Below are 24,425 nucleotides of genomic sequence, written 5' to 3' on the forward strand. Positions count from 1 at the left end.
TCTCCTCGGGGGGGGAAGCCTGGGTCAGGCCCGGTAGCCGAGGACGGTCATCATGCCCGTCTCCGCGTGGTAGACGTTGTGGCAGTGCACCATCCACAGGCCCGGGTTGTCGGCGTCGAAGTCGACGGCCAGGGTCGCGCCCGGCAGCACGACCGCGGTGTCCTTGCGCGGGCCGTCGCCGGGCAGCGCGAAACTGTGGCCGTGCAGGTGGACGGGGTGCCACATGGTGGTGCTGTTGCGGAACTCCAGCCGTACCCGCTCGCCCGCCGCCACCGGGTAGCGCTGCGCCGGGTCGTACCTGCGGCCGTTGAACGCCCAGTCGGCCCTCGCCATCCCGCCGGTGAGTTCCAGCCTCACCGTGCGGTCCGGCTGTCCGGCGGCCAGCCGGACGGCCGGGGCCGCCCTGAGCTGCCCGGCGGTGACCAGCCGGCCGTCCAGCTCGGCCGGGCGGACGGCGGCGTCGGGCGCTGCGCCGCCGCCGGTGCGCAGCACGGCCAGGGCGGTGGCGTTCTTGCCCTCGGCCAGCGCGGTCAGCGGGAAGGCGCCGTCCTTGGCGGTGACCAGCACGTCGTAGCGCTCGCCCATGCCGAGCAGCAGCGCCTGGGTGGTGGCCGGTTCGACCGGGAAGCCGTCGGTGTGGGTGACGGTCAGCTCGTGGCCGCCGAGGGCGACCCGGTAGGCGGTGTCGCCGCCCGCGTTGATCAGCCGGATCCGGATCCGGTCGCCGGGCTTCGCGGTGAAGGTCTCGGGGGCGGTCGCGAGCCTGCCGTTGACCAGGTGGAACGGGTACGCGACGTCACCGGCGTCCCCACCGAGCAGCGGGCTCCGGGCGCCCATCAGCATCCGGGCCGGACCGGCGGAGGCGGCGGGCGGGCCGGCCGGGGCCGTGCCGGGCATCGCGGCCATGTCGTGACCCGGCGTCCCGGCCATGTCGTGACCCGGCGTCCCCGCCAGGTCATGCCCGGAGCCGCCCGAGTGGTCCATCCCGCCCATGCCCTGGGCGAGTTCGGCGAGGACGGCGTCCGGGGTGCTGCCGTCGACGCCGTCCACCCAGTCGTCCAGGACGACGACCCACTCCCGGTCGTAGGCCAGCGGCTCCCTGGGGTCCTCGACGATCAGCGGGGCGTACAGGCCGCGGTCCTGCTGGACGCCGGAGTGCGGGTGGAACCAGTACGTGCCCGGGTGGGCGAGCGCGAAGCGGTACTCGAAGGAGGCTCCGGGCCTGACGTAGGCCTGGGTCAGGCCCGGCACGCCGTCCATGTCGTTGCGCAGCGCGAGGCCGTGCCAGTGCAGCGAGGTGGACTGCGGCAGGTGGTTGGCGAGGGTGACGGCGAGCGTGTCGCCGAGGGTGGCGCGCACCTCCTGGCCGGGCAGCCGGTCGCCGTACGCCCAGCTGCGGACGGTACGGCCGCCGAGGTCGAGGGTGGTCTCGGTGGCGGTGAGCGCGACCTTCCGCTCCGGGCCCGGGTTGCGCCGGGCCTCGGCGGCGGCGACCTCGGGGCCGTTCGGGGCGAGGTAGCCGGCCGGGGCGGCGGACGGGCCGGTCGGGCCGGTCATGGCGCTCGTGGTACTCGTGGCGCCGTGGTTCATGGACGCGTGGTCCATGCCCTTCATGGAGTCGGAGGAGCAGGCGGTGAGCAGGCCGGTCCCGGCGGCGGCGAGCGCGGCGCCGAGGACGGTACGACGGGTGGGTGTGCGCATGGCGGAGTGCACCTCGTGCGGTGTGTGGGTGTGCAGGACGTCGCGTCGGCCGTTCCGTGCGCGGGCGTCGCGGAGCGCGAGCGGGCGCGTGGAGGTGCGCGCGGGCGCCATCGGGCGGGCGCGGGCACGGGACGGCGGGCGCGCGACTACTGGCGCAGCACCGAGAGCCGGGTGAGGAGTGTCCGCCCGCCTCCGGGCGGGGGCAGGGCGCGGACGGCCCGCAGCAGCCGGGCCCGTACCTCGGCGGCGGCGTCACCGCTGCGGCGCAGCAGCGGGCCGACCAGGAGGAGCAGCAGGGTCCAGCCGGACAGGACGGCGAGGCAGACCGCCATCGGGTCCATGCCGCCGGGGGCGGCGGGGTCGACGGCGGCGGGGTCGACGGCGGGGACCGCTGCGGGCTCGACGGCCCGGCCGTGGTGTGCGGCACCCCCGGAATGCGCCGGCGAGACGTGCGTCGCGGAGGCATGCGTCCCGGCCCCCTCGTGCCCGCCGGCGCCGACAGCGCCGCCGTGTCCGCCGCCCGGGTGGCCGAGGGTGTGCATGGTCACGATGCCGAGCAGCAGGGCGGCGAGCAGCAGCAGGCGCGGCGCCCACGGCACCGGCGGGCCGAACGGCCGTGACCGCACCATCCTCCGCCTCCCGTCGACGACCCGCCTCCGCGTACCCCGGCAGGGTATACCGAACTCACGCCGGGGGCCGCGCCGGGCGCCGCGTTCACCCTCCCGGGCTCTCCCCTGCGCCACGGGGACCGGCGCCCAGCACCGCGGCCGCCACGTGCTCGCGGAACCAACGGTGGCCCGGATCGGCCGAGTTGCGCGGGTGCCAGGCCATGCCCAGTTCCAGCGGGGCGAGTTCGAGCGGGATCGGGAAGGTGCGCAGGCCCAGCGCGGCGATCGTGTCCGGCAGCCAGTCCGCCGGGGCGAGGGTGATCAGGTCGCTGTCCCGGGCCAGCAGCATCGCGCCGGTGTGGCTGGGCACGACGACCGCCACCCGGCGCCGCAGCCCGAGCCCGGCCAGCGCGGTGTCGATCGGGCCGAGCCGCTTGCCGCGCCGGGAGACGCCGATGTGGTCGACGGCCGCGAAGCGCCGGGCGGTGATCCGGCGGCCGTCGAACAGCGGGTGGCCGCCCCGGGCGAGGCCGACCAGCGAGGCGCTCAGCAGCCCGCGGGTGCGAATCTCCGGGTCCAGCTGTCCGAGCACGCCCAGTTCCACGTCCACCAGGCCCTGCCGCAGCGCCGGGCCGCCCTCCAGGCTCTCCGGCAGGAACACCACGTCCACCCGAGGCGCCTCGGCCCGGACCCGCTCGGCGAGCGGTCCGGCCGTCCGGGCCAGCAGCAGCTCGCCGGCCTGCACCGTGAAGGTGCGGTCGAGGTGTACGGGGTCGAACCCGGCGCCGGGCCGCAGCACGTCGTCGCAGCCGCGCAGCAACGCGGCCACCTCCTCCCGCAGTTCGAGCGCCCGCGGGGTGGGGACGAGCCCCTGCCCGGCGCGCACCAGCAGCGGGTCCTCGACGGCGCGGCGCAGCCGGGCCAGCATCCGGCTGACCGCCGCCGGCGAGGTGCCGAGCCGCTCGGCCGCGCGGGTCACACTGTTCTCCTGGAGCAGGGCGTCCAGGGCCCGCAGCAGGTTGAGGTCCATCGACCGCACGCTCCCGAGCTGGGTCTTTGCATCCTGGGCAACTATCCGATGCCGATTCTTGCATTGTTCCCGCCGGTGCCGCCGACGAAGGTGGAGACGACCGCGAACCCCTTCCGAGGAGTCCTCATGTCCCAGCCCTCCCACGCCTCCCGTGCCTCCCGTGCCTCCCGCGCCGGCGACGTCCTCGCCGTCGTCAGCCAGAGCGGCCCGACCGTCTCGTTCTTCGACGCCGCCACCGACCGGCTCCTCGACACCGTCGAGGTCCTCGCCGAGCCGCACGAGCTGTGCTTCGACCCGACCCGGCGGCTGCTCTGGTGCACCAGCGCGTACCACTCGGGCTACTACCACGCCAACAGCGGCCGCCGCACCGAGCTGACCGTCATCGACGCCGACACCCGCCGGATCGTCGAGGTGGTCGACCTCGCGCCCGAACACGGCCCGCACGGGCTGGCGTTGGACACCGCCCGGCGGCGCCTCTACGTCAGCGTGGAGGGCGGCGAGGACCGCCCCGGCGGCGTCGTGGTCATCGACACCGAGACCCGCCGCCCGATCGGCCGGATCGACACCGACGCTCCCGGCCCGCACTGGTTCGCCATCTCCCCGGACGGCCGGACCGGCTTCGCCACCAACAAGGAGGCGCCCTTCGTCTCGGTCGTGGACCTCGAGAAGGGCGTCCTGACCGCCAAGGTCGAGGTCCCGGGCAGCGAGGGCTTGGCCGTCTCCCCCGACGGCGACCGGGTCTACGCCGCCGGACCGTACCTCTCCACCGCCACCGCCCCCGGCGCGGCCCCCGGCATCCGGGTCATCGACGTCCCGACCGCGACCATCACGGCCGTCCTCCCCACGGACTCCCCGGCCCTGCCGGTGCACCTCACCTCGACCGGCCGGATCCTGGCCGGCGAGGTCCGGCTGGCGCCCGACCCGGCCAACGCCCTGGGCCGTCAACTCCCGGGCCGGCTCACCGTGTTCGCGGCCGACGACCACAGCCGGATCGGCTCCGTCGAGGTGGGCCTCTTCCCGCTCACCATCACCTCCTCCCCGGACGGCGAACTCGCCTACGTCGCCAGCGTGCTCTCCTCCACCGTCGACGTCATCGACCTGGCCACCCTGACCCCGGTCTCCCGCCTGACCATCCCCAAGCTCGCCGACCCGGGCGCCCACGGCCTGGCCTACCTCCCCCGTCCGGCCTGATCCCGAGCGCTCCTCCACACCGCCCCCAGGCCCCTCGCGCCGGAGTTCCGCGCGAGGGGCCCGGGGCGTTCCGCCGTACGGGCGGCGCCTGAACGGCCGGGTGTCCACATCGCGGGACGCCCGGCGGCCGGGAGCTGACAGCTTCCGCCTGACCGAAACCTGCCAAGACCGCTGCTCCGCAGTTCAGTCGGGGTCGGTCCGGCGTCCCGGAACTGGCCCGAAGCTGCCACGCGTTTGGTGTCACCCCGGAACCCGTGTGAGCGTACCGGGACGCGTGCGAATCTTGGGACCGCAGAGGCCGCGGACGAACGAACGCGGCCCGAATCCCCCTACGATTCGGAGGACTTCCCCATGTTCACCTCCGCGCGTTCCCGCGGTCCCGCACACCGGGCGACGACCGGGCGCCGCACGGCACCGGCCGTCCCGCTCCCCGGCCGTCCGGCCCCGGAGGCCGTCCAGGCCTCGCCGGGCAGCGGCTTCTCCTGGGGCTGACCGGCCGGTCTCCCCACACCTCCCGGGACCTCCGGTTCACCTCGTCGGCGTCCTGCTGACCGCCCCCGCGGGCGGCTCGGCGGACGCCCGGCCGACCGCCGGGGCCGTGCTCGCGGCCCTGGACGGCGTCACGTCCGCGCGCGACGGCGTCGAGCACGTCCACGTCCACCTCACCCCCCGAGGCGTCCGGCTGACCTTCTACCTGGCCGGCTGCGATCTGGTCGACGCCGTCGGCCGCGCCATCGCGATCGCCCACCGGGCCGTCGCCGGGCCGACCGTGCTCGCCCGGTTCGCCGTCGCGGACTTCAACGTGCTCGACCGCCCCGCCCGCCCGCCGCACGGCGCCCGCTGACGGCCCGGCGGCTCCCCACGGCCGTCGCCCCCGGTCCGCCGCCCCCGCGATCCGCCTCCTCCCGAAGTCGCTCGACCGCCTTTGGAGACTCATGCGCATCACATCCGTCGGCCACGCCGGCCTGCTCGTGGAGACCAGTGCCGGGCGCATCCTGTGCGACCCCTGGTTCAATCCGGCCTTCTTCGCCTCCTGGTTCCCGTTCCCCGACAACGAGGCGATGGACACGGCCCGACTGCACACCGCGGAGTACCTGTACGTCTCCCACCTCCACCACGACCACTTCGACGCCGAGTGGCTGCGGACCCGGATGTCCAAGGACACCGTGGTGCTGCTGCCGGACTTCCCGGTCCGCGACCTGCGGACGTCCCTGGAGGACCTCGGCTTCCGCCACTTCGTGCAGACCCGGGACCTCGAACCGACCCCGCTGGACGGCGGCGTCCAGGTGATGGTCAACGCGCTCACCTCGCCGACCGACGGCCCGATCGGCGACTCCGCGATCCTCGTCGACGACAACGGCACCAGGATCCTCAACCAGAACGACGCCCGCCCGGTCGACGAGCCCCGGATCAGGTCCTTCGGGCCGCTCGCCGGGCACTTCCTCCAGTACTCCGGGGCGATCTGGTACCCGATGGTGTACGACTTCCCCGCCCGGATGAAGCAGACCGTCGGCCGCCGCAAGCGCCGCAACGGCATGGCCCGCGCGCTGAACTACGTCGAGCAGTACGGCGCCGAGCACGTCTTCCCGTTCGCCGGGCCGCCCTGCTTCCTGGACGAGGAGCTCTTCCACCTCAACGACCTGGACGGGGACGACGCCAACATCTTCCCCGACCAGTGGGTGTTCCTGGACTTCCTGCGCGAGCACGGGGTGGCCAACGCCCACCTGTTCCTGCCCGGCACCGCCACCGAGTTGGGCCCGGACCGCGGCTTCCGGCTGGAGCAGGTCGACGAGCGGACGGTCACCCGGATCCGCGACGACCGCACCGGCTACCTGCGCGACTACCAGGCCCGCCGGGCCGACCGGATCCGCGCGGAGAAGGCCGGCTGGCCGACCGGCCGCACCGACCTGCTGACGAGCCTCCGGGACTGGGTGGAGCCGCTGCTGCGGTACGCCGACCACACCTGCGCGGGCGTCAACGGCCGGGTCCTGGTCGAGGTGGTGGACGGCCCGGACGCGGCCGGGGCCCCGGGCGCGGACACCGAGCAGATCCTGTTCGACTTCCTGGACCGCCGGGTGACCCGCTGGGCGGGCGAGGAGTGCCGCTACCGCTTCGAGCTGCCCCGGCCGCTGGTGGAACGGCTGGTCGCCGAGCGCTGCCCCGACTGGGCGAACGAGCTGTTCCTGTCCTGCCGCTTCAAGGCGGCCCGCAAGGGGCCCTTCAACGAGTTCGTGACCACCTTCTTCGCCTCCCTCTCGACCGAGCGGATGTCCTACGTCGAGGGCTACTACGCGGAGTTGAGCCAGACCGAGGAGCGCGCCCGGGCCGGCGACTACGTCGTCCAGCGGCTCTGCCCCCACCTCAAGGCGGACCTGGTCCGGTTCGGCTCCCACCGGGACGGCGTGCTCACCTGCCGACTGCACGACTGGGAGTTCGACCTGGCCACCGGCCGCTGCCTGACCAGTGACGACCGGAAGATCATCAGCGAGGCACGGGTGAACCCGTCCGACGATGACCCGGACCTGCCCGAGATCCCCGCGGCCTGAACAGGACTGTCATGACCCTTCCCCTGGTGTCGGTGGTCATCCCGCTCTACAACGACGCCCGCACGCTGCCCGCCTGCCTGGAGTCGGTGACCGCCCAGACCTACCCCAACGTCGAGATCGTCGTGGTCGACGACGCCAGCACCGACGACTCCGCCCTGGTCGCCGAACGGTACCCGTGCCGACTGGTCCGCCAGGAGCGCAACTCCGGGCCCGCCGAGACCCGCAACCGCGGTGCCCGGGAGGCCCGCGGCGAGATCGTGTTCTTCCTGGACGCCGACGTCGGGCTGTCCCCGACCTCGGTCGCCGCCGCCGTGGAGCGGCTGGCCGCCGACCCGGAGATCGGGTCGGTGTGCGGCATCACCGACAAGCACCCGCTGCTGCCGACCACCCGGGTCGGGGACTACCGGATCCTCCAGTCGTACTACTGGCGGATCAGCTCCGAAGGCACCGTCACCCCCTGGTTCTCGGCCCTGGCGGCCATCCGCCGGTCGCTGTTCCTGGACTTCGGCGGGCTGAACCCGGCCCTGCGCCAGACCGAGGAGATCGACTTCGGCGTACGGCTGTCGGCCACCCACCGGATCGAGCTCAGCTCCGCGGTGGTCGGGCGGCACAACGACGAGGAACGGCTGCCCGCCCTGGTCCGCAAGCTGTTCCGCCGGGCGCGGCTGCGGGTGCCGCTCTACGTGGACCACCGGGGCTTCATGCGCGGGTTCGAGACCCGCTCCCGGGCCTTCGCCGCGCTCGCCGCGGCCGGCGCGACGGCCTCGCTGCCGCTCGCCCTGGTGTCCCGCCGGACGCTTCCGGCCACCGCCGCGCTGGCGGCCGGCGCCGTGCTCGCCGACCGCGGCTTCCACGCCTTCCTGGTGCGCGAACGCGGGGTCGCGACCACGGTCGCGTACACCGCGCTGCACTTCGCGGCGGGCACCGCGGTCACCGCGGGCGCGGCGGTCGGCGCCGGCCAGTGGCTGCTGAGCCCGCGGTTCCGGCGGCTGTACCGGCGTCAGCCGCCGCCGGCGGGCGCCGGCCCAGCCGCCCGTGCGCCGCTGGCCACGGCCGCCGGCGAACCGACCCCGTCGGCAGGCCGCCCGTGACCACCGAGACCCCCCGACCCGCCGCCCGCCCCCAGCGCGTCCTGCTCACCGGCGCGGCCGGCTTCCTCGGCAGCGCCCTGGTCCGCCGGCTCGGCAGCTCCCCCGGGCACCGGGTGGTCGCCCTCGACCGCCGCCCGCTGCCGCCCGCACTCGCCGCCCTGCCCTCCGTGGAGGCGGTGGTCGGCGACGTCCGGGACCGCACCCTGCTGGGCCGGCTGACGGCAGAGGCCGACGTGGTGGTGCACGGCGCCGCCGCGCTGCCGAGCCACCCGGCGGCGGAGATCCGCTCGGTGGACGTCGACGGCACCCGCACCGTCCTGGACGCCGCCCGGCGGGCCGGGACCGACCGGGTGCTGCACATCTCCTCCACCGCGGTGTACGGCCTGCCGGAGCGCACGCCGACCCCGGAGTCCCACCCGCTCGTCCCGGTCGACCCGTACAACGCCGCGAAGATCGCGGCCGAGCGGCTGTGCGCCGACCACCGGAGCCGGGGCATGTGCGTGCCCGTCCTGCGCCCGAAGACCTTCATCGGCCCGGGCCGCCTCGGCGTGTTCGCGATGCTCTTCGACTGGGCGCTGGACGGCCGGGGCTTCCCCGTCCTCGGGGGCGGCCACACCGTCAACCAGATGCTGGACGTCGAGGACCTCTGCGACCTGGTGACCGCGATGCTCACCATGCCGGGCGAGCGGATCAACCGGGAGTTCAACGTCGGCGCGGCCGAGTACGGCTCGTTCCGCGAGGACTGCCAGGTCGTCCTGGACCTCGCCGGCCACGGCAGGCGGGTCGTCCCGCTGCCGCTCGGCCCGGCGAAGGCCGCCCTGCGGACGCTGGCCGCCCTGCGGCTGTCACCGGTCTACGGCCGGCTCGTCCAGAAGCTCACCCGGGACTCCTGCGTCGACATCACCGACGCCCGCGAGGTGCTCGGTTTCACCCCCCGCCACTCCAACGCGACCGCCATCGAGCGCAGCTTCACCTGGTACCGCGCGAACCGGTCCACCGTGGCCGGCACCACCGGCCGGACGCACTCCGACCGGTGGCGCGAGGGTGCCCTGCGCACGGTCAAGGTCCTCTTCTGACAGCAGCGAAGGGAACGGAAGTGAGTACTGCGAGCGAGTACCGCGAGGGCCTGGTCGGCCCACCGGTCCATCCGCCCGACGGGGACACCGGGCCCCCGACCCCCGAACCGCCCGACGGGCCCGGCCCGTCGCCCCGGGAGCCCGGACGCGGCCCGCTGGTGCGCGGCCTGGTCCGGCTGGTCCGACCGCACCAGTGGGCGAAGAACGCGGTCGTCCTGGTGCTGCCGCTGCTGGAGTCCGGCACCTCGCCGTGGCCGGCGGTCGTCGGCGCGCTGCCCGTCCTGGTGCTGTTCGTCCTCGCCTCCTCGGCCACCTACGTCGTCAACGACCTCGCCGACCGGGAGCGGGACCGCCGCCACCCGGTCAAGCGCCGCCGCCCGATCGCCTCCGGGGCCGTCCCGGTCCCGGCCGCCGTCGCGCTCGGCGTCGTCCTCTACCTCGCCCTGCTGGCCGGATCGGCGACCGCGGGGGCCGCCGCGGTCCCCGTGCTCGTCTACGCGGTCACCAACATCCTCTACAGCTTCGTCCTCAAGCACGTCTCGGTGGTCGACGTCTTCGTCATCGCCACCGGCTTCGTGCTGCGGGTCTGCGCCGGCGCCATGGCGGCCTCCGTCTCGATCTCCTCCTGGTTCCTGCTCTGCGTCTTCTCAGTCTGCATCCTGCTGGGCTTCGGCAAGCGCCGGCACGAGCTGACCTCGGTCCAGGGCGGGCCCTCCGAGCTGCACCGGCCGGCCCTGCGCGCCTACTCCGTCCCGTTCCTGAACAGCATGGTCACCTTCGCCGCGTCGGTGACCGTGCTCGCCTACGTGTCCTTCCTGCAGAGCGACGCCGCGGCCGGCGGCATGCGCCAGCTGCGGATCCTGCTCTCCACACCGCTGGCGGTCTTCGCGATCGCCCGCTACCTGCAGATCCTGCTGGTCAGCGAGGGCGGCGGCGAACCGACCCGGACGCTCTTCACGGACCGGACCATGCTCGCGGTCGGCGGGCTGTGGCTGGCCGGCTTCGGCCTCCTGCTGGTGGTGCAGGCGTGGTGACGCCCCCCGGGCCCGCCCGCTCCGCGCTCCCCGGGCCCGGCCGCCGTACGCTCCCCCGGCCCCGGCGCTCCTGGTTCCTCGCCGACCGGGCCGCCACCTGGCCGGTCCGGCTGCTGACCGGGGCGAGCGCGGCGTGGCTGCTGTTCTGCGCGCTCCAGGAGGCGCTGACCGGCCGGGTCTGGTTCTGGGTGGTCCCCGGCTCCGCGCCCCCGCCGGTGCTGCTCGGCGTCCCGCTGCTGGTGCTGCTGGCCGCGCTGGCCGTCCGGCTGCGCCGCAGCCCCAGCCGGGTGCGCTGGCCGGCCGCCATGGGCGTGCTCTCGCTCGCCGTCGGCCTGGACCAGTCGGGGCTGACCCTGGCCGCGGCGACGGCCGACCGGACCGTGCCGCCCGGCGCGATCCACGTCGTCGCGCAGAACACCGAGTACTGGGGCTCCGACGTCGACCCGGACCGGTTCTACGCGTACCTCAGGGCCCAGGACGCCGACGTCTACCTGCTCCAGGAGTACCTGCACTGGGACGACTCGGCCGGCGCGGACGGCGCCCGCGAGGTGGACGACACCGCCCGGCTGAAACGCGAGTTCCCCGGCTACCAGCTGGTCACCCGGGGCGAGTTGGTGACCCTCTCCCGGTTCCCCGTGGTGGCGCAGCCGCCGGTCGGCCCGGACCGGGAGCTGCGGGCGAGCGGGGAGGGCGACTGGTCGCGGGTCTTCGCCGGGGCCAAGGTGCTGCGCACCGACCTCGCGGTGAACGGGTCGGTGGTCTCCTTCTACAACGTCCACATGCTCGTGCCGGTCGCCCACGGGATGCCCCCGCAGGACTTCCCGGCCGACGTGCACCGCCGGCAGCGGGAGCGCCGGCAGCAGTTCGACGGGCTGGTCCGGGACGTCCGGGACAACGCCAACCCGCTGTTCGTCGCCGGCGACTTCAACACCAACGCCGGCATGGGCGACCTCAACGGGCTGCGCGACCTGACCCAGGACGCCGCGGACGCGGGCGACACGATCCTGCCGACGTCCTGGGACGCCGGCAGCTGGCACGACTGGTGGCGCTTCGACTGGGCGTTCACCGCGCACGGTGCCCGGACCCACCGCTACTCGCTGAGCAGCCCCGAGGGCACATCCGACCATCTCCGCCAGGACGCCTGGATCTCCGGGCCGGCATCGGGAGGCACGCATGGCTGACGCACGACCCACGGTGTCGGTGATCATCCCCAACTACAACTACGAGAAGACCATCGCGGCGGTCGTCGAGTCCGCCCTCGCGCAGACCTACCCCGTGCACGAGGTGCTGGTCGTCGACGACGGCAGCTCGGACCGCTCCCCGGAGATCGTCCGGCGCTACCCGGTCCGGCTGATCACCCAGCGCAACGGCGGGGTGTCCGTCGCCCGCAACCGGGGCGCGGCCGAGAGCACCGGCGAGATCCTGTTCTTCCTGGACTCCGACATCGCGCTGGACCCGGACGCGGTCGGGAACGCGGTGGCCCTGCTGGAGGAACAGCCCGACCTCGGCTGCGTCCACGGGGTGGTCGGCAAGCGGGCGCTGTTCGACGACGGGCCGGTCGAGCGCTACCGCGTCCTGCACGAGTACTGGTGGCGCCGGCGCGCCACCGGCCGGGTCCGCACCGTCTTCTTCGCCATGTGCGCGATCCGGCGGACGGTGTACGAGGAGATCGGCCCGCTGGACGAGACCCTGCGGGAGTCCGAGGACGTCGAGTACAGCGAGCGGCTGTCGGCGAAGTATCCGGTCCTGCTGACCGAGCGGATCACCGGCCGGCACGACGACGTGGACCGGCTGGGCGCGCTGCTCGGCGAGCAGTACCGGCGCTCGCAGCTGCTGGTGGTGTTCGCCGGCGCCCACCGGTTCAGCCCGGGGGCGCTCAAGGCCAACCGGATGCCGGGCGTGCTGGCCACCGCCGCCACCTGGGGGAGCCTGCCGCTGCTGCTCCTGACGCCACGGGCGGCCGTCCTCCCGGCGCTGGGGGTGGCCTGGTTCGCGGTGGCGGACCCGGGGCTGGCCCGGTTCGTTGTCCGGGACCAGGGGCTGCGGTACTACCCGGTCTTCGTCGGCTACCACTTCCTGCTGCACACCGCGCTGGTGGCGGGCGTCGCCCGGGGCGCGGTGCGGGCGCTCACCGAGCGCGGCTTCCGGCGGCCGCGGCACCGGGCGTCATGACCGGCGCGTCCGGGGGGCGTCCGGCCGCGGCGCCGGCGGTGGGGTCCACACCGGCCGGCGACGCGCCCGCCGGCGACGCGGCGGCAGGCCCGGCCGCGGCAGGCGCCGCGGCGGCGGGTCGGCCCAGGGGCCGGCACCGGCTGCTCACCGCCGTCCTGCTGCTGGCCGGCGTCGCGGGCCTGGTCGCGGTGGCCCGCAACGACGCCTGGAGCCTGGTGACCAGGATGGCCGACGGGCGCTTCCTGGCCCTGCTGGCGCTGTCCGTGCTGACGAACGTCGGCGGGCTGCTGCTCGGCCTGCTGTCCTGGCGGGCCGTCCTCGACGACCTCGGCCCGCCCGTCGGGCTGTTCGGCAGCGCCCGGATCTTCTTCTGCGGGCTGCTCGGCAAGTTCCTCCCGACCCCGGTCTTCGGGCTGCTCGCGCACATCCAGCTCGGCGCCGAGTACGGGGCCACGGCCGGACGGATGGTCACCACCTACGTGGTCAGCCTGGGCATCACCATGCTGACCGCCTGCCTCGCCGCGCTCGGCATCGCCCCCGCCGTGCTCGGCGGGAACACCTGGTGGCTGGCCCTGCCGGTGCTCGTCCTGCTCTGCTTCGTGGTCCGCCCGGGGCTGATCGGCGCGTCGGTGGAGCGCGGCGCCCGGCTGTTCCGCCGACCTCCGCCGTCCGGGCGCAACTCGCCGCGCGCGGTGCGGGTCTCGCTCGCCCTGGCGCTGCTGTCCTGGTTCTCGGCCGGGCTGCACCTGTGGCTGATCGTGGTCGCCCTGGACGGGCCGCCCGCCCGCTCGCTGTCGGCCTGCGTCGGCGGCTTCGCGCTCGCCACCGTCGCCGGGACGCTGACGATCGTCCTCCCGGACGGCCTGGGCGCCCGGGAGATGGTCCTGGTGCTGTCGCTGTCGACGGTCGTCCCGGTCTCCACGGCGGGCGCCGCCGCGATCGTCTCCCGGCTGGTCTGCACGGTGGCCGAACTGGGCACCGCCGGGGTAATGATTCTGGTGACCCGGTCCCGGCGGGGCACACCCCCGTCCGCGACCGGCTACACCACCGACGACCCCCTGGAGGGATGACTGATGCGGTACCGCAGCCTCGGCGTTGACGGACAGTCGGCCAGCGTGCTCTGTCTCGGCGCGATGACCTTCGGCACCACCGTCGACGAGGAGACCGCGACGGCGATCCTCGACCGGTTCACCGAAGCCGGCGGGACGTTCATCGACACCTCGAACAACTACGCCTTCTGGGCGCCCGGCGCGAACGGCCACGAGAGCGAGGAACTGCTCGGCCGCTGGACGGCCCGCCGCGGCAACCGCGACGACCTGGTGCTCGCCACCAAGGTCGGCGCCCGCCCGGTGCCCGGACTGCCCTTCCCCGAGCGCATCGAGGGCCTGTCCGCCCGCGCGGTGCGCGAGGCCGCCGAGGGCAGCCTGCGCCGGCTCGGCACCGACCGGCTGGACCTGTACTACGCCCACGTGACCGACCCGGCCACGCCGGTCGAGGAGACCATGGGCGCCTTCGCCGCCCTGGTCGCCGACGGCAAGGTCACCGCCCTCGGGTGCAGCAACCACAGCGCCGCCGAGCTGGCCGCCGCCAACGAGCTGGCCACGGAACGGAGTTGGCCCGGCTACCGGTGCGTCCAACAGCGCCACAGCTACCTGCGGCCGCGGCCCGACGCGGACTTCGGCATCCAGAAGCACGCCGACGACGCCCTGCTCGCGTACCTCGCGCCGCGGCCGTCGATGACGCTGCTCGCCTACTCCCCGCTGCTCGGCGGCTCGTACTGCCGATCCGACCGCCCACTGCGCGAGCAGTACGAATGGCCCACGGCGAAGGCCCAGTCGGCCGTGCTCGCGGAGGTGGCCGAGGAGACCGGCGCCACCGTCAACCAGGTCGTGCTCGCCTGGCTGCTCGGCCACCCCGTGCCGACCGTGCCGGTCGTCGGCGCCAGCTCCGTCGCCCAACTGGAGGAGAGCCTGGGCGCGTTGGACCTCGTCCTGGACGAGGAGCAGCGCCGGCGACTGGACGCCGCGGCCTGACCCGGCGGCCGGCCGCCGGGGCCTGTCGTGCGGGACAGGCCCCGGTACCCCTGGGACGCGCGAACTTCGGGAACGCGCACTTCCGGGACGCACAACCCTGGGACGCGCACCGCGCCAAGTTCGCGGTTTTCCACGATGCCCGGGTGCGGTGGTCGCTGCCAGTCTGTGACCACCACCGCACCCCGCAGCCGGGGCGGGCCGATCCGCCACGGGTGACCGGCTGTCGCGTGGAACGTCCAGAAGGGATTACTTGTCATGAACAGGCGAATTTGTGCGGCCTCGCTCTGCGCCGCCCTCGCCGCCGCGGTCCTCGTCGGCGGCACCGCCCAGGCGTACGCCGCCTCCTCCTCGGCCGCCCCCGCCCGGCCGCACGCCGCCGTGGCGCCCGCCGACGCGCCGACCGCCGTCCAGGAGGGCACCTCGGCGCAGGCCATCGACATCTGGCGGTGGGCCGGCCGGTACGACACGTACGTCGCGGCGGAGGCTGCGTACTGGGTGCTGTACGGCCTCGGGAGCGCCGTCAAGCAGAGGATCGAGCAGGTCTGGGTCGACGGCGCGTACCGGTGGGAGCTCTACATCCAGTAGGTCCCCGGCCACATCCAGCGAGCCCCCGGCGCCGGCCCCGAGCCGCGACGCCCCCGGATCCGACCACGGCGAGCGTGCCGCATCCGCTCGCCCCGCCACGAAGAGAGTTGGTCACCCCATGCAGCGTACGACGTCCACCACCGCCCTGGGCCGCACGGCCGCCGGCGCCCTGACCGCCCTGCTGATGGCGGCCGGAGCGGTCTCCCTCGCCCCGTCCGCGCAGGCCGCCGTACCGGCCGCGCCCCAGGCCTCCGCGGCGCAGCGCCCGGTCGCCGAGAGCGAGGCGGCGAGCGTGCCGCGGATCACCGCGGACCGTTCCACGAAGGTCACCGTCTCCAACAACAGCGGGTCCGGCCTGACCAAGACCTGGGAGAAGCTCGACCACGGCTGCTGGACGAACGACATGCTGCCGCCCGACTACGTCCCCAACTCGAAGTCCGCCACCTGGCAGAGCGAGTCCTGCGGGTTCGCGACCGGGACGGAGGGGAGCATCACCTACACGCTCTCCGACGGCGGCGAGGTCAAGCTGCACTGGAACAACCCCTACTGGGGCTCCAACGACTACAGCTGTTCCGTCCCGTACGGCTACACCTGTTCCCGGAGCGGCGGCAGCGGGGACAACACCTCGGTCACGTTCTCCATCGGACGCGCGTCCTTCGCCGCCGCGTCCCCGGCCGCCGCGGAGGCCCCCGCCCTCACCAGCGCCGCCCGCAGCACCTCCGTCAACTTCACCAACAACTCCGGCAAGCTGCTCACCCGTTCCGGCGCGAGCCTGCAGTGGGGGATCTGGTCCGACAACGGGATGCCGCCGTCCATGATCCAGTCCGGCGTCACCGCGAAGTGGGAGAGCGAGTCGGACGGCTTCATGACCGGCACCGAGGGCGACGTCACCTTCGACCTGCTCGGCGAGCAGGGCAAGGTGAAGGTGCACTGGAACAACCCCTACGCGGGCAGCAACAGCTACAGCTGCGACGCCCCCTGGGGGTACAAGTGCACCTGGCAGGGTGGCGGCGGCGACAACGCCGCGGTCTCCTTCACCCTGTCGAAGTCCTGATCGCGCCGGCCTGACCTGAGCCGCCCCGCCCGGGTGCGTCCGCACCCGGGCGGGGCGGCGTGGCTCCTACTGCCCCAGCACCGCGACCAGTTGGGTTCGCCGGGCGATCCGCAGCTTGCGGTAGGCGTTGGTGAGGTGCGTCTCCACCGTGCGGCGGGTGAGGCAGAGCGCGGCGGAGATCTGGTTGTTGGTGTGCCCCGCCGCCGCCAGTTCGGCCACCCGCCGCTCGGCGGGGGTCAGTTCGTGGCCACCGCTCCGGTTGCGCACCCCGCCCTCGCGCAGCGCCTGCGCCGTCAGGTCTAGCAGTCGGCCGGTGGCCGGCGCCCCGTTCTCCGCGGCGGGCCCGGCCAGCCGCAGCGCCACGGCGTGCGCCTCGCGCAGCGTGTCGCGGCCCTTGCGGCCGTTGCCCGCCCCGATCTGGGCCCGGCCCAGGTCGACCAGGACCTCCACGAGTTCCACCGGCGCGCAAGCCGGCCTGAGCAGCTCGGCGCCCTCCGTCAGCGAACACAGGGCCGGCCGGCCGCCCACGGTCGCGGCGAAGGCCCGCAGCGCCCGGCCGACGGCTCGCGCGGTCCCCCAGGTCCGGGCGTGGCGCAGCTCCTCCTCGGCGAGTTCCCGGGCCTCCTCCCGCCGCCCGAGCCGCGTCAGGGCGAGCGCCGCCCCGGAACGCCACGGCGTGGCGACCGGGCTGACGAAGTCACGGGCGCTCTGGCCGGCTCCGCAGCGCAGGTGGTCGTCGAGCGCCGCCTGCCAGTCGCCGTCCGCCGCGTGCAACAGGGCCCGGGCGTGGCTGAGTTCGTTCCACTCCCAGGAACTGTCGCTGACGGAGGGGCCGGCGAGGTCCACGGCCTCCCACGCCCCGGCGCGCCGCCCGGCCTCGCACCGGGCGGTCGCCACCATGGCCGCCAGGTGCGGCAGCCGGACGCCCTGCCCGGCGGTCGCCTCCACCAGGGGGGCGTTCTCGGCGACGACCCGCTCGAACTCCCCCGCCCAGAGCGCCGCTTCGGCCCGGACGCTGAGCAGGCACTGGAGACCGAAATCCGTCAGATCCGGCGGGACGGGCGGGGCGGGCAGGCAGAGGCCGGTCAGCTCGCGCGCCTCCGTCAGCCGGTCCGCCCACTGCAACAGGGTGGCCGCGCTGCCGAGCCAGGCGGTCCGCAGCCGCGGGTCCACCGGCGCCGCCAGCCGCGGCCGGATCCGGGCGAGCGCCTCGGCCGCCGAGCAGAGGCCGGCTCCGGCCTCGTACTCGGTGATCAGTCCGCACACCAGCGGCTCGATGGCCGGGGGTGCCGTCGGGGCGAGCGCGCGCAGGCCCGCGACGGCGCCGCGCCACGCGTCGCTGTCGTGCGAGGAGACCAGCGCGCCGAGGGTCTGCAACACCTGGACGAGTTCGTCGTCGGTGGCGCCCCGGCCGGCCTGGTGGAGGATCCGCAGGGCGGTCTCCGGCTCCCGGCCGGCGACGAGGGCCGCGCTCAGGGCCGTCGCCGCGGTCGCCCGGTCCCGGAGATCGGTGTGCAGGTCCAGTCCGGTGTGGAGCCTGCGGATGCCGGCGGTCGCGTTGTTCGGGAGTTCCAGCGCGCCGAGGCGCATGGTGAGGGCGGCGCGCCGCTCCGGGGCGAGCGGGCCGCTCAGGGCGTGGCGCAGGTACGCGGCGGACTCCGCGACGTGGCCGGCGCGCATCGCCTCCTCGGCGGCCTCGGCCAGTGAACGGGCCATCCACACCTCGCCGGGCCGGTCCACCCGCAGGAGCCGGGCGGCCACCGCCCTCGCGGGCGCACCGCTCTCGTCGAGCAGTTCCGCGATGCGGGCGCGCAGTGCGGCGATCTCCTCCGGCTCGGCGGCCGCGAGGACGGCCTCCCGCGCGAGGGGGTGGCTCAGCAGTCTGCTCAGGCGACGCACCGGCCGCTCGCCCGGGGAACGCCACGACGGGCGGCGGCCGGAGAGCCGGTGGAGCAGGCCGGGGCCGGCCGGCATCCCCTCCTCGGCCGCGGCGGCGAGCGCGAGGCAGGCGTGGCGTAAGCACGGATCGGCCGCCTTCAGCCAGTCGGCGATCGTGTCGCGGTAGCGGCTGCGGGACCGGGCGGACGGTGGGCGGGGGATCCGTCCGTCGCCGAGGTCGGCGGCGAGCGCCCGTACCAGGGCCGGGTTCCCGGCACTCGCCTCGACGCAGGTCACGGTGGACCCCTGGTCCAGGCCGGCGGCCCGGGCGATCCGGACGACCGCGGACGCGCTGAGGGGGCGGAGGGCGACGGACACGCCCGTGGGGTCCGGGAAGGGGGCCGGACCGCACGGGTCGGCGCGCTCGGTGGCCACCAGCAGGACGGGGATCCCGCCGATCCGGCGGGCGAGGTAGCCGATCCAGCGCCGGGACGGCTCGTCGGCGTGGTGGAGGTCGTCCACCGCGAGCAGCGTCGGCCGCTCGGCGGCCGAGCGGGTCAGCCGTGTCGTCAGCCGGTGGAACAGCCGCTGTTCGTCCGGCCCGGCCGGCGCCGAGAAGGGGACGGACTCGTCGTCCGCGAAGAGCTGCCGGACGAGCCCGAACGGGAACGCCGTCTCCTCCGGCACGCCGCGCGCGCGGCCGACCCGCATCGCGTCGCCGTCCGCCTGCTGCCGGACGATCGCCTCCAGGGCGGCGCTGCGCCCCATGCCCGCCACCGGCGCCGAGAGCAGGACCCAGCGTCCGCTGCCCGCCCGCGCGGCAGCGGCGGCCGCCGCTGCCGCCCCCAGCACCTCGTCGCGCTCCAGGAGCATCTGATCCCATCCCCTTCTTCCTGTTCACCGCAGGAATGTCCACCACAGGAATACCGTGACCGTCTCCCCCCGTCGGATCCTCACCCGGTTACGGCACGAACCGCCTCGCCGCACGGAAAACGGCGCGATCACGCGCGTGGCGGAGCCTGATCTCGCCGCTGTTATCACGTTTCACCCACGAACTTTCCGCCCGCGCCGACCGGGCACCGGAATTCACCGGCCGGGTCAGAGCCAGCCCTCCTTCGCCGCGCGCACCCCCGCCTCGAAGCGGCTGCGCGCGCCCAGCCGGTTCATCAGCTGGGAGCTCATCCGGCGCACCGTGCGCAGCGACAGTCCGAGCCGCCGCGAGGCCACCTCGTCGGTGCAGCCGATGCTCAGCAGGAGCAGCAACTCCCGTTCCTGGGGCGTCAGATCGTGCTCGTTGCGACGCGGGTCCTGGCCGAACGGCGTGCCCGCCGCCCAGAACTGCTCGAACAGCAGGGCCAGCGCGTCCACCACCCCCGGGGTCCGGACCTCCAGCGCGCCGGCACGGCCGTCCTGCGGGTCGATCGGCACCAGGGCCGTCTCCCGGTCCACCACCACCAGCAGCATCGGCAGCAGGGGCACCGTGCGGGCCTCCCCGCCGAGCCGGGTGAACCAGCGGACGTACTCCAGCGTCGGCGGGTCGTTGCGGAAGCTCTCCTGGTAGACGCTCCTGATCCGCACCCCGCGTTCCAGCGCCTGCCGGTCCAGCGGTTCGCTGGCGTCCATGGTGTCCGGCAGCTGGGCGCCGCCGGGCAGCAGCGAGAGGCACTCGCGCTCGGCGGTGGAGGCCAGGTCCTCCAGGCGCTCGCGGACCGTGTCCAGCCCCTCCAGCCGGTGGATGATCTCGTGCCGGGAGGGCCGGTTGGCGTTGAACCGGGCGCTCAGCGCGGTCACCGCCTGCTCGGCGGACTCGATCTGCCGCTGGCGCCGGCTGAGGTCGGCGGTGGCGCGCGAGAGCAGGAACCCGAAGCCGATGTCCGGGTTGAACGGCACCGCGTCCAGGCAGCCGTCCTCCAGGTTCACCAGGTCGAGCTCGGCCAGCTGGTTCAACGCGGAGCGCACCCGCTCCTCGCTCCACCCCAGCCGCTCGGCCATGTCGCCGATCCGGAATCCCGGCTCGTCGACGAGCAGCCGGTACACCGCCTCGGCCGATGGTTCGATGCCCAGAACTTCAAGCACAGCGTTCCCCCGCCTGATCCCGCCCGATTCTTCAGGGAGGCTAAGCCAGCTCGCCGATCAGGTCTAGACCAAGCTTCCTCGGATGCCCGCCGTCCGGCCATCCCCGGGCCGGGCTCCGTTCAGTCGCGGCCCGTTCCCGCCGCGCCGGCCCGGCACCCGCGCCGCCCGCCCGGCGACGGCTCCCCCGTCGCGCCCGTGCCGGGCCGGGTCAGGACGGCGACGAAATCCGTCCGCGACGTCATCCGGTCGCTTTTCCCCGGCATTCGGACGGCACCCGCCGACCCGCTCGCCGGAATTCCCTTCGCGGCCATGGCCGTCGGACCGCAATCCCCGCGCCGGGCGCCGCCGCTGCATGCCACGCCCCCCTCGTTCACGGCTCGACCGGCCCCCGCGGAACGCCCCTCAGGCCCCGGCGACCAGCATTCCGCCCATCGCCAGCATGGTCGCCGCGACCAGTGCGTCCAGGACCCGCCAGGCCTTCGGCCGGGACAGCACGCCGCTCAGCAGCCGGGCGCCGAAGCCCAGGGCGGCGAACCAGCCCAGGCTGGCCAGCGCCGCGCCCGCGCCGAAGGCCCAGCGCAGGTCGCCGCGGCCGGAGGCGAGCGAGCCCAGCAGGACCACGGTGTCGAGGTAGACGTGGGGGTTCAGCCAGGTCATCGCCAGGCAGGTCAGGACCGCCCGCCGGACGGACCCCGCCCCCGGCTCGCCGTCGGTGAGCGCGGCCGCCGGGTCCGGGCGCAGCACCCTCCGGGCCGCCAGGACGCCGTAGCAGAGCAGGAACGCCCCGCCCGCCAGCCCCACCGCGGTGAGCGCCGCCGGCCAGGCCGTGACCACCGCGCCCACCCCGGTCACGCCGAGGGTGATCAGGACCGCGTCCGAGACCGCGCAGATGGCGACCACCGCGAGGACGGCCTGCCGGCGGGCGCCCTGGCGCAGGACGAAGGCGTTCTGGGCCCCGATGGCCACGATGAGGGAGAGCCCGGTGCCGAAACCGGCGGCCACGGCGGCGATGGTGCTGCTGTTCATGGCTTCGACCGTAGGGATCACCCAGCCGTGAGTACAGCTAAGAATTTTTACGTATCCTTAGCTGTACTTATGGACGAACTCCCCCTGGACCAGGTCCGGACCCTGCTCGCGGTGGTCGACGAGGGCACCTTCGACGCCGCGGCCGCCGCCCTGCACGTGACCCCCTCCGCCGTCAGCCAGCGCGTCAAGGCCCTGGAACAGCGCACCGGGCGGGTCCTGCTGATGCGCACCAAGCCGGTACGGCTCACCGGGTCCGGCGAGGTGGTGGTCCGGTTCGCCCGCCAACTGGCCCGCCTGGAGCGGGACGCCCGCGCCGAACTGGGCCTGGCGGCCGAGCAGGGCCCGGCCCGGGTGCCGATCGCGGTCAACGCCGACTCCCTCGCCACCTGGTTCCTGCCCGCGCTCACCCGGGTGCCGCAGGACCCGCCGATCTGCTTCGAGCTCCACCGGGAGGACGAGGCCCACACCACCGCCCTGCTGCGCGAGGGGCAGGTGATGGCGGCCGTCACCTCCTCGCCCGACCCGGTGGCCGGCTGCACCGTGCGGCGGCTCGGCCTGGCCCGCTACCTGGCCGCGGCCACCCCGGAGTTCGCCGCCCGCCACCTCACCGGCGACGTGGCCGAGGACCTGCGCGAGGCCCCCACCGTGGTCTTCGACCGGCGCGACGAGCTCCAGGACGCGTTCGTCCGCTCCCTCACCCGGGGCCGGTCCGGCGCCGGACGGATCCGCCACATGGTGCCGGCCTCGGACGGGTTCCGGGACGCGGTGGCCGCCGGTCTCGGCTGGGGCCTGGTGCCCGAACCGCAGGCCGAGCCGCTGCTGCGCTCCGGTCGGCTGGTGGCACTGGCACCGGGCCGGCCCATGGACGTCCCCCTGTACTGGCAGCAGTGGAAACTGGACTCGCCCGCCCTCTCGACCGTCGCCGAGGTCGTCGCGGCGGCCGCCGCGGAGGCCCTGCGGGCCGGCTGACGGCGTAGGAGCGCCTCCCACGAGGGCGGCGCCCAGCCTGTGACCTGGACTCACAGGATCACCGCCTGTCTGGCTGGGCGCCGCGCCGGTCCGCAGGATGGCCGCATCGGACCTCCTGTCAGCCGTCGCGCGGCCGCTTCCGCCTGCCGTCCGAGGGCCCGGCCGCGCCCCCGTACGAGAAGGTGGTACTTCGCCGTGAGCAGCATCTCCGACCCTCCCCGGCCGTCCGACCAGGCCGAGGACGTCCCCCAACTGCCCGCGTCGGCGCGGGCCTTCGACCGGTGGCGGTACGCCGGGGTGTTCCTCCTGCTGTTCCTGTTCGGCACCGAGACCTTCCTGGTCTCGCCGCTGCTGCCGACCATCGCGGACTCGGTCCACACCAGCGAGGCCGCCGCCGCCTCCAGCGTCACCGCCTACGTCCTGGTGTACGCCGTCGCGGCGCCCTTCCTCGGGCTGCTGAGCGACCGCCTGGGCCGCCGCCGCACCCTGGTCGCGGGCACCCTGCTGTTCGTCCTGTCGAACGCGGCGGCGGCCCTGTCCACCGGACTGACCCTGCTGGTGGTCTCCCGCGCGGTGGCCGGGCTGGCGGCGGCCGCGGCCGGTCCGGCCATCTGGGCGCACATCGCCGAGAGCGCGCCGGAGGCGGTGCGCGGGCGCGCACTGGGCCTCGGCATGGCGCTGTTCTCCTGCGGCCAGGTGATCGGTGTGCCGCTGGGCGGCTTCCTGGCCGGGCTGGCCGGCTGGCGCTCCGCGTTCTGGGCGCTGGCCGTCGGCACCGCCGCGGCCGTGCCGCTGCTGCTGCGCCAGGTCCAGGGCCGCAGCCGTACGGAGGAGCAGGCGGCCGCGCCGCGGGTGGGCGCCGTCCGGGCGATCCTGGCGGGCTGGGCCGATCCCACACTGCGCCGCGCCCTGCTGGTCAACACCGTCTTCAACACGGCCAACCTGGGCGCCTACACCTTCCTCGGCGCGCTGCTGGTGCAGCGCTTCGACCTGTCGGTGGAGGCGCTCGGCCTGGTGGGCGTGCTGGTCGGCGCGGGCAGCGTGGCCGGCTCGCTGCTGGGCGGGCGGCTCGGTGACCGGGCCAGGACCGCCGGGCGCTCCGACCTGCCGCTGCTGCCGCTGTGGGGCGTCCTGCTGGCGGTGGGCATCGCGGTGGCGGCCAAGGGGCCGGGCCTGGTGCTCGCCCTGGCCGGAGTGACGGTGTGGTTCGTGGCCTCGGGCGGCTTCGTGACGGACCAGCAGACGCTCGCGGGCACCATCGCCCCGGAGCTGCGCGCGACCTCCAGCGCCTGGCTGACCTCGACCATGTACGCGGGCACCGGGGTCGGCGCCTGGGCGGTGGGCACCTTCGGCGACGTCGCGGACGGCACGCTGCTGATCGGCGCGGGGCTCGCGCTGCCGGCCGCGCTCGGCGGCCTGGCGGTCAGCCTGGGGCTGCGCCGGGCCGCCCGGCGGAAGGCCTGAGGTCCGAGCTCAGCCCACCCGGCGCTCCCCCTCCACGCCGCCGACCGCGCGCAACGGGTGTTCGACGAGTTCGGACATCCGCGCCCGGTCGGCGGCGGCGCTCGGGGTGAACAGCAGCACCGTCGCCGAGGGATCGTCCACCGGGTGGAACGAGGACAGGGTCAGCCGGACGGGGCCGAGCCCGGCCGGCTCGACGGTGACGGTGCGGACCGTCAGCTCCGCCACCGAGTGGCACCCCCACCAGTGGCGGAGCTCCGGCGCGTCCTCGTCCAGGTGGCGGTAGACCTCGCCGGTGCGGGCCTCGGCCAGGGCGGCGCCCGCCTGGGCCCGGAAGTGCTGGAAGACGTTCATCGCGAGCGGTTCCCAGTCGCGCAGCACCGCGCGGACCCGGCGGTCGGCGGCCATCACCCACATCAGGTTGCGCCGGTCGGCGGGCACGAACTCGGGCGAGCCCCAGAGCGCCGCCCACGCCGCGTTCCAGCCGCGCAGGTCGAAGTGGCGGTCCAGCAGGACGGCCGGGCTGGTGGGCCAGGAGTCCAGGACGGGCTGGATGGCCTCGGTGATGCGGTCGGTGCCCTCCGGGCCGGCGTCCGGCGCGGGCTCGTGGAAGCCGGCCAGGCGCAGGGCGTGCCGCAGGCCGGCGTCGTCCAGCTTCAGCACCCGGGCGATCGCCTCCAGCACCTGCCGGGAGGCGGCGACCCTGCCCTGCTCGACCCAGGTGTACCAGGCGAGCCCGACACCGGAGAGGGAGGCGACCTCCTCGCGGCGCAGGCCGGGGGTGCGGCGGCGGGTGGTGGCGGTGAGGCCGACGTCGGCGGGCTTGAGGAGCTCGCGGTGGGCGCGCAGGAAGGCGCCGAGTTCCCGTCCGGTGGGGGGAGTTGACACGGTGGG

At 74.9% G+C, this 24,425-nt stretch carries 22 protein-coding genes; 15 read left to right on the forward strand and 7 right to left on the reverse strand.

Features of this window, described 5'->3' with window-relative positions:
* Positions 1 to 24 precede the first annotated feature (24 nt).
* The 3 genes from ACZ7RU_RS25960 to ACZ7RU_RS25970 form a co-directional block, all read right to left on the reverse strand.
* Positions 25 to 1,701: a multicopper oxidase family protein gene (locus ACZ7RU_RS25960; protein ID WP_470343364.1), complete on the reverse strand. Its 1,677-nt coding sequence runs from the start codon at positions 1,699 to 1,701 to the stop codon at positions 25 to 27.
* A 146-nt stretch (positions 1,702 to 1,847) separates the two neighbouring features.
* Entirely contained in the window at positions 1,848 to 2,330 is a 483-nt protein-coding gene (locus tag ACZ7RU_RS25965) for a hypothetical protein (RefSeq protein ID WP_470343365.1), read from the reverse strand.
* An 85-nt stretch (positions 2,331 to 2,415) separates the two neighbouring features.
* Positions 2,416 to 3,339: a LysR family transcriptional regulator gene (locus ACZ7RU_RS25970; RefSeq protein ID WP_470343366.1), complete on the reverse strand. Its 924-nt coding sequence runs from the start codon at positions 3,337 to 3,339 to the stop codon at positions 2,416 to 2,418.
* 126 nt (positions 3,340 to 3,465) lie between these two features.
* Between ACZ7RU_RS25970 and ACZ7RU_RS25975 the strand changes: the two genes are divergently transcribed.
* The 13 genes from ACZ7RU_RS25975 to ACZ7RU_RS26035 all read left to right on the forward strand — a co-directional run bounded on the left by ACZ7RU_RS25975 (position 3,466) and on the right by ACZ7RU_RS26035 (position 16,121).
* Positions 3,466 to 4,530 (forward strand): YncE family protein, encoded by a 1,065-nt coding sequence (locus ACZ7RU_RS25975; RefSeq protein ID WP_470343367.1) that lies wholly within the window; start codon positions 3,466 to 3,468, stop codon positions 4,528 to 4,530.
* A 351-nt stretch (positions 4,531 to 4,881) separates the two neighbouring features.
* A complete protein-coding gene (locus tag ACZ7RU_RS25980) occupies positions 4,882 to 5,022 on the forward strand; it encodes a hypothetical protein (RefSeq protein WP_470343368.1) in 141 nt (46 codons plus the stop codon).
* A 106-nt stretch (positions 5,023 to 5,128) separates the two neighbouring features.
* Positions 5,129 to 5,374, forward strand: coding sequence for a hypothetical protein (locus tag ACZ7RU_RS25985; RefSeq protein WP_470343369.1), 246 nt, complete (start codon positions 5,129 to 5,131; stop codon positions 5,372 to 5,374).
* A 91-nt stretch (positions 5,375 to 5,465) separates the two neighbouring features.
* Positions 5,466 to 7,076 carry a Rieske 2Fe-2S domain-containing protein gene (locus tag ACZ7RU_RS25990; protein ID WP_470343370.1) on the forward strand — a complete coding sequence of 537 codons (1,611 nt, stop codon included), beginning with the start codon at positions 5,466 to 5,468 and terminating at the stop codon, positions 7,074 to 7,076.
* Between the two features lie 11 nt (positions 7,077 to 7,087).
* The gene (locus ACZ7RU_RS25995) at positions 7,088 to 8,167 is read left to right on the forward strand and encodes a glycosyltransferase family A protein (protein ID WP_470343371.1); all 1,080 of its coding nucleotides are present in this window, start codon (positions 7,088 to 7,090) and stop codon (positions 8,165 to 8,167) included.
* Complete coding sequence (locus ACZ7RU_RS26000; RefSeq protein ID WP_470343372.1) at positions 8,164 to 9,243, forward strand: NAD-dependent epimerase/dehydratase family protein; 1,080 nt, start codon at positions 8,164 to 8,166, stop codon at positions 9,241 to 9,243. Before ACZ7RU_RS25995 ends, ACZ7RU_RS26000 begins: the two co-directional genes overlap by 4 nt.
* A 20-nt stretch (positions 9,244 to 9,263) precedes the next feature.
* Positions 9,264 to 10,277 carry a decaprenyl-phosphate phosphoribosyltransferase gene (locus ACZ7RU_RS26005; RefSeq protein WP_470343373.1) on the forward strand — a complete coding sequence of 338 codons (1,014 nt, stop codon included), beginning with the start codon at positions 9,264 to 9,266 and terminating at the stop codon, positions 10,275 to 10,277.
* Positions 10,271 to 11,458, forward strand: coding sequence for an endonuclease/exonuclease/phosphatase family protein (locus tag ACZ7RU_RS26010; protein WP_470343374.1), 1,188 nt, complete (start codon positions 10,271 to 10,273; stop codon positions 11,456 to 11,458). The genes ACZ7RU_RS26005 and ACZ7RU_RS26010 overlap by 7 nt, the downstream gene beginning before the upstream one ends.
* On the forward strand, positions 11,451 to 12,449 hold the full coding sequence (locus ACZ7RU_RS26015) for a glycosyltransferase family 2 protein (RefSeq protein ID WP_470343375.1): 999 nt from the start codon (positions 11,451 to 11,453) through the stop codon (positions 12,447 to 12,449). The genes ACZ7RU_RS26010 and ACZ7RU_RS26015 overlap by 8 nt, the downstream gene beginning before the upstream one ends.
* 38 nt (positions 12,450 to 12,487) lie before the next feature.
* Positions 12,488 to 13,519 (forward strand): lysylphosphatidylglycerol synthase domain-containing protein, encoded by a 1,032-nt coding sequence (locus tag ACZ7RU_RS26020; RefSeq protein ID WP_470343376.1) that lies wholly within the window; start codon positions 12,488 to 12,490, stop codon positions 13,517 to 13,519.
* A gap of 3 nt (positions 13,520 to 13,522) precedes the next feature.
* Complete coding sequence (locus ACZ7RU_RS26025) at positions 13,523 to 14,482, forward strand: aldo/keto reductase (RefSeq protein WP_470343377.1); 960 nt, start codon at positions 13,523 to 13,525, stop codon at positions 14,480 to 14,482.
* Positions 14,483 to 14,737: 255 nt separating this feature from the next.
* A complete protein-coding gene (locus ACZ7RU_RS26030; RefSeq protein ID WP_470343378.1) occupies positions 14,738 to 15,067 on the forward strand; it encodes a hypothetical protein in 330 nt (109 codons plus the stop codon).
* A gap of 118 nt (positions 15,068 to 15,185) precedes the next feature.
* On the forward strand, positions 15,186 to 16,121 hold the full coding sequence (locus ACZ7RU_RS26035; protein ID WP_470343379.1) for an aegerolysin family protein: 936 nt from the start codon (positions 15,186 to 15,188) through the stop codon (positions 16,119 to 16,121).
* 66 nt (positions 16,122 to 16,187) lie between these two features.
* Here the strand turns inward: ACZ7RU_RS26035 and ACZ7RU_RS26040 are convergent, their stop codons facing one another.
* The 3 genes from ACZ7RU_RS26040 to ACZ7RU_RS26050 all read right to left on the reverse strand — a co-directional run bounded on the left by ACZ7RU_RS26040 (position 16,188) and on the right by ACZ7RU_RS26050 (position 21,101).
* Positions 16,188 to 18,872, reverse strand: a complete 2,685-nt coding sequence (locus ACZ7RU_RS26040) for a helix-turn-helix transcriptional regulator (RefSeq protein WP_470343380.1) — start codon at positions 18,870 to 18,872, stop codon at positions 16,188 to 16,190.
* Positions 18,873 to 19,097: 225 nt separating this feature from the next.
* The gene (locus ACZ7RU_RS26045; protein ID WP_470343381.1) at positions 19,098 to 20,075 is read right to left on the reverse strand and encodes a LuxR C-terminal-related transcriptional regulator; all 978 of its coding nucleotides are present in this window, start codon (positions 20,073 to 20,075) and stop codon (positions 19,098 to 19,100) included.
* A 402-nt stretch (positions 20,076 to 20,477) separates the two neighbouring features.
* Positions 20,478 to 21,101: a LysE/ArgO family amino acid transporter gene (locus ACZ7RU_RS26050; protein ID WP_470343382.1), complete on the reverse strand. Its 624-nt coding sequence runs from the start codon at positions 21,099 to 21,101 to the stop codon at positions 20,478 to 20,480.
* A 69-nt stretch (positions 21,102 to 21,170) separates the two neighbouring features.
* Between ACZ7RU_RS26050 and ACZ7RU_RS26055 the strand changes: the two genes are divergently transcribed.
* On the forward strand, positions 21,171 to 22,070 hold the full coding sequence (locus ACZ7RU_RS26055; RefSeq protein WP_470343383.1) for a LysR family transcriptional regulator ArgP: 900 nt from the start codon (positions 21,171 to 21,173) through the stop codon (positions 22,068 to 22,070).
* 195 nt (positions 22,071 to 22,265) lie between these two features.
* Entirely contained in the window at positions 22,266 to 23,534 is a 1,269-nt protein-coding gene (locus tag ACZ7RU_RS26060) for an MFS transporter (protein WP_470343384.1), read from the forward strand.
* A 9-nt stretch (positions 23,535 to 23,543) separates the two neighbouring features.
* On the opposite strand, the gene ACZ7RU_RS26065 is transcribed toward ACZ7RU_RS26060, so the two are convergent.
* A complete protein-coding gene (locus ACZ7RU_RS26065; RefSeq protein ID WP_470343385.1) occupies positions 23,544 to 24,419 on the reverse strand; it encodes a helix-turn-helix transcriptional regulator in 876 nt (291 codons plus the stop codon).
* Between the last annotated feature and the right edge of the window lie 6 nt (positions 24,420 to 24,425).

The sequence above is a fragment of the Kitasatospora sp. NPDC114501 genome (assembly GCF_055633695.1).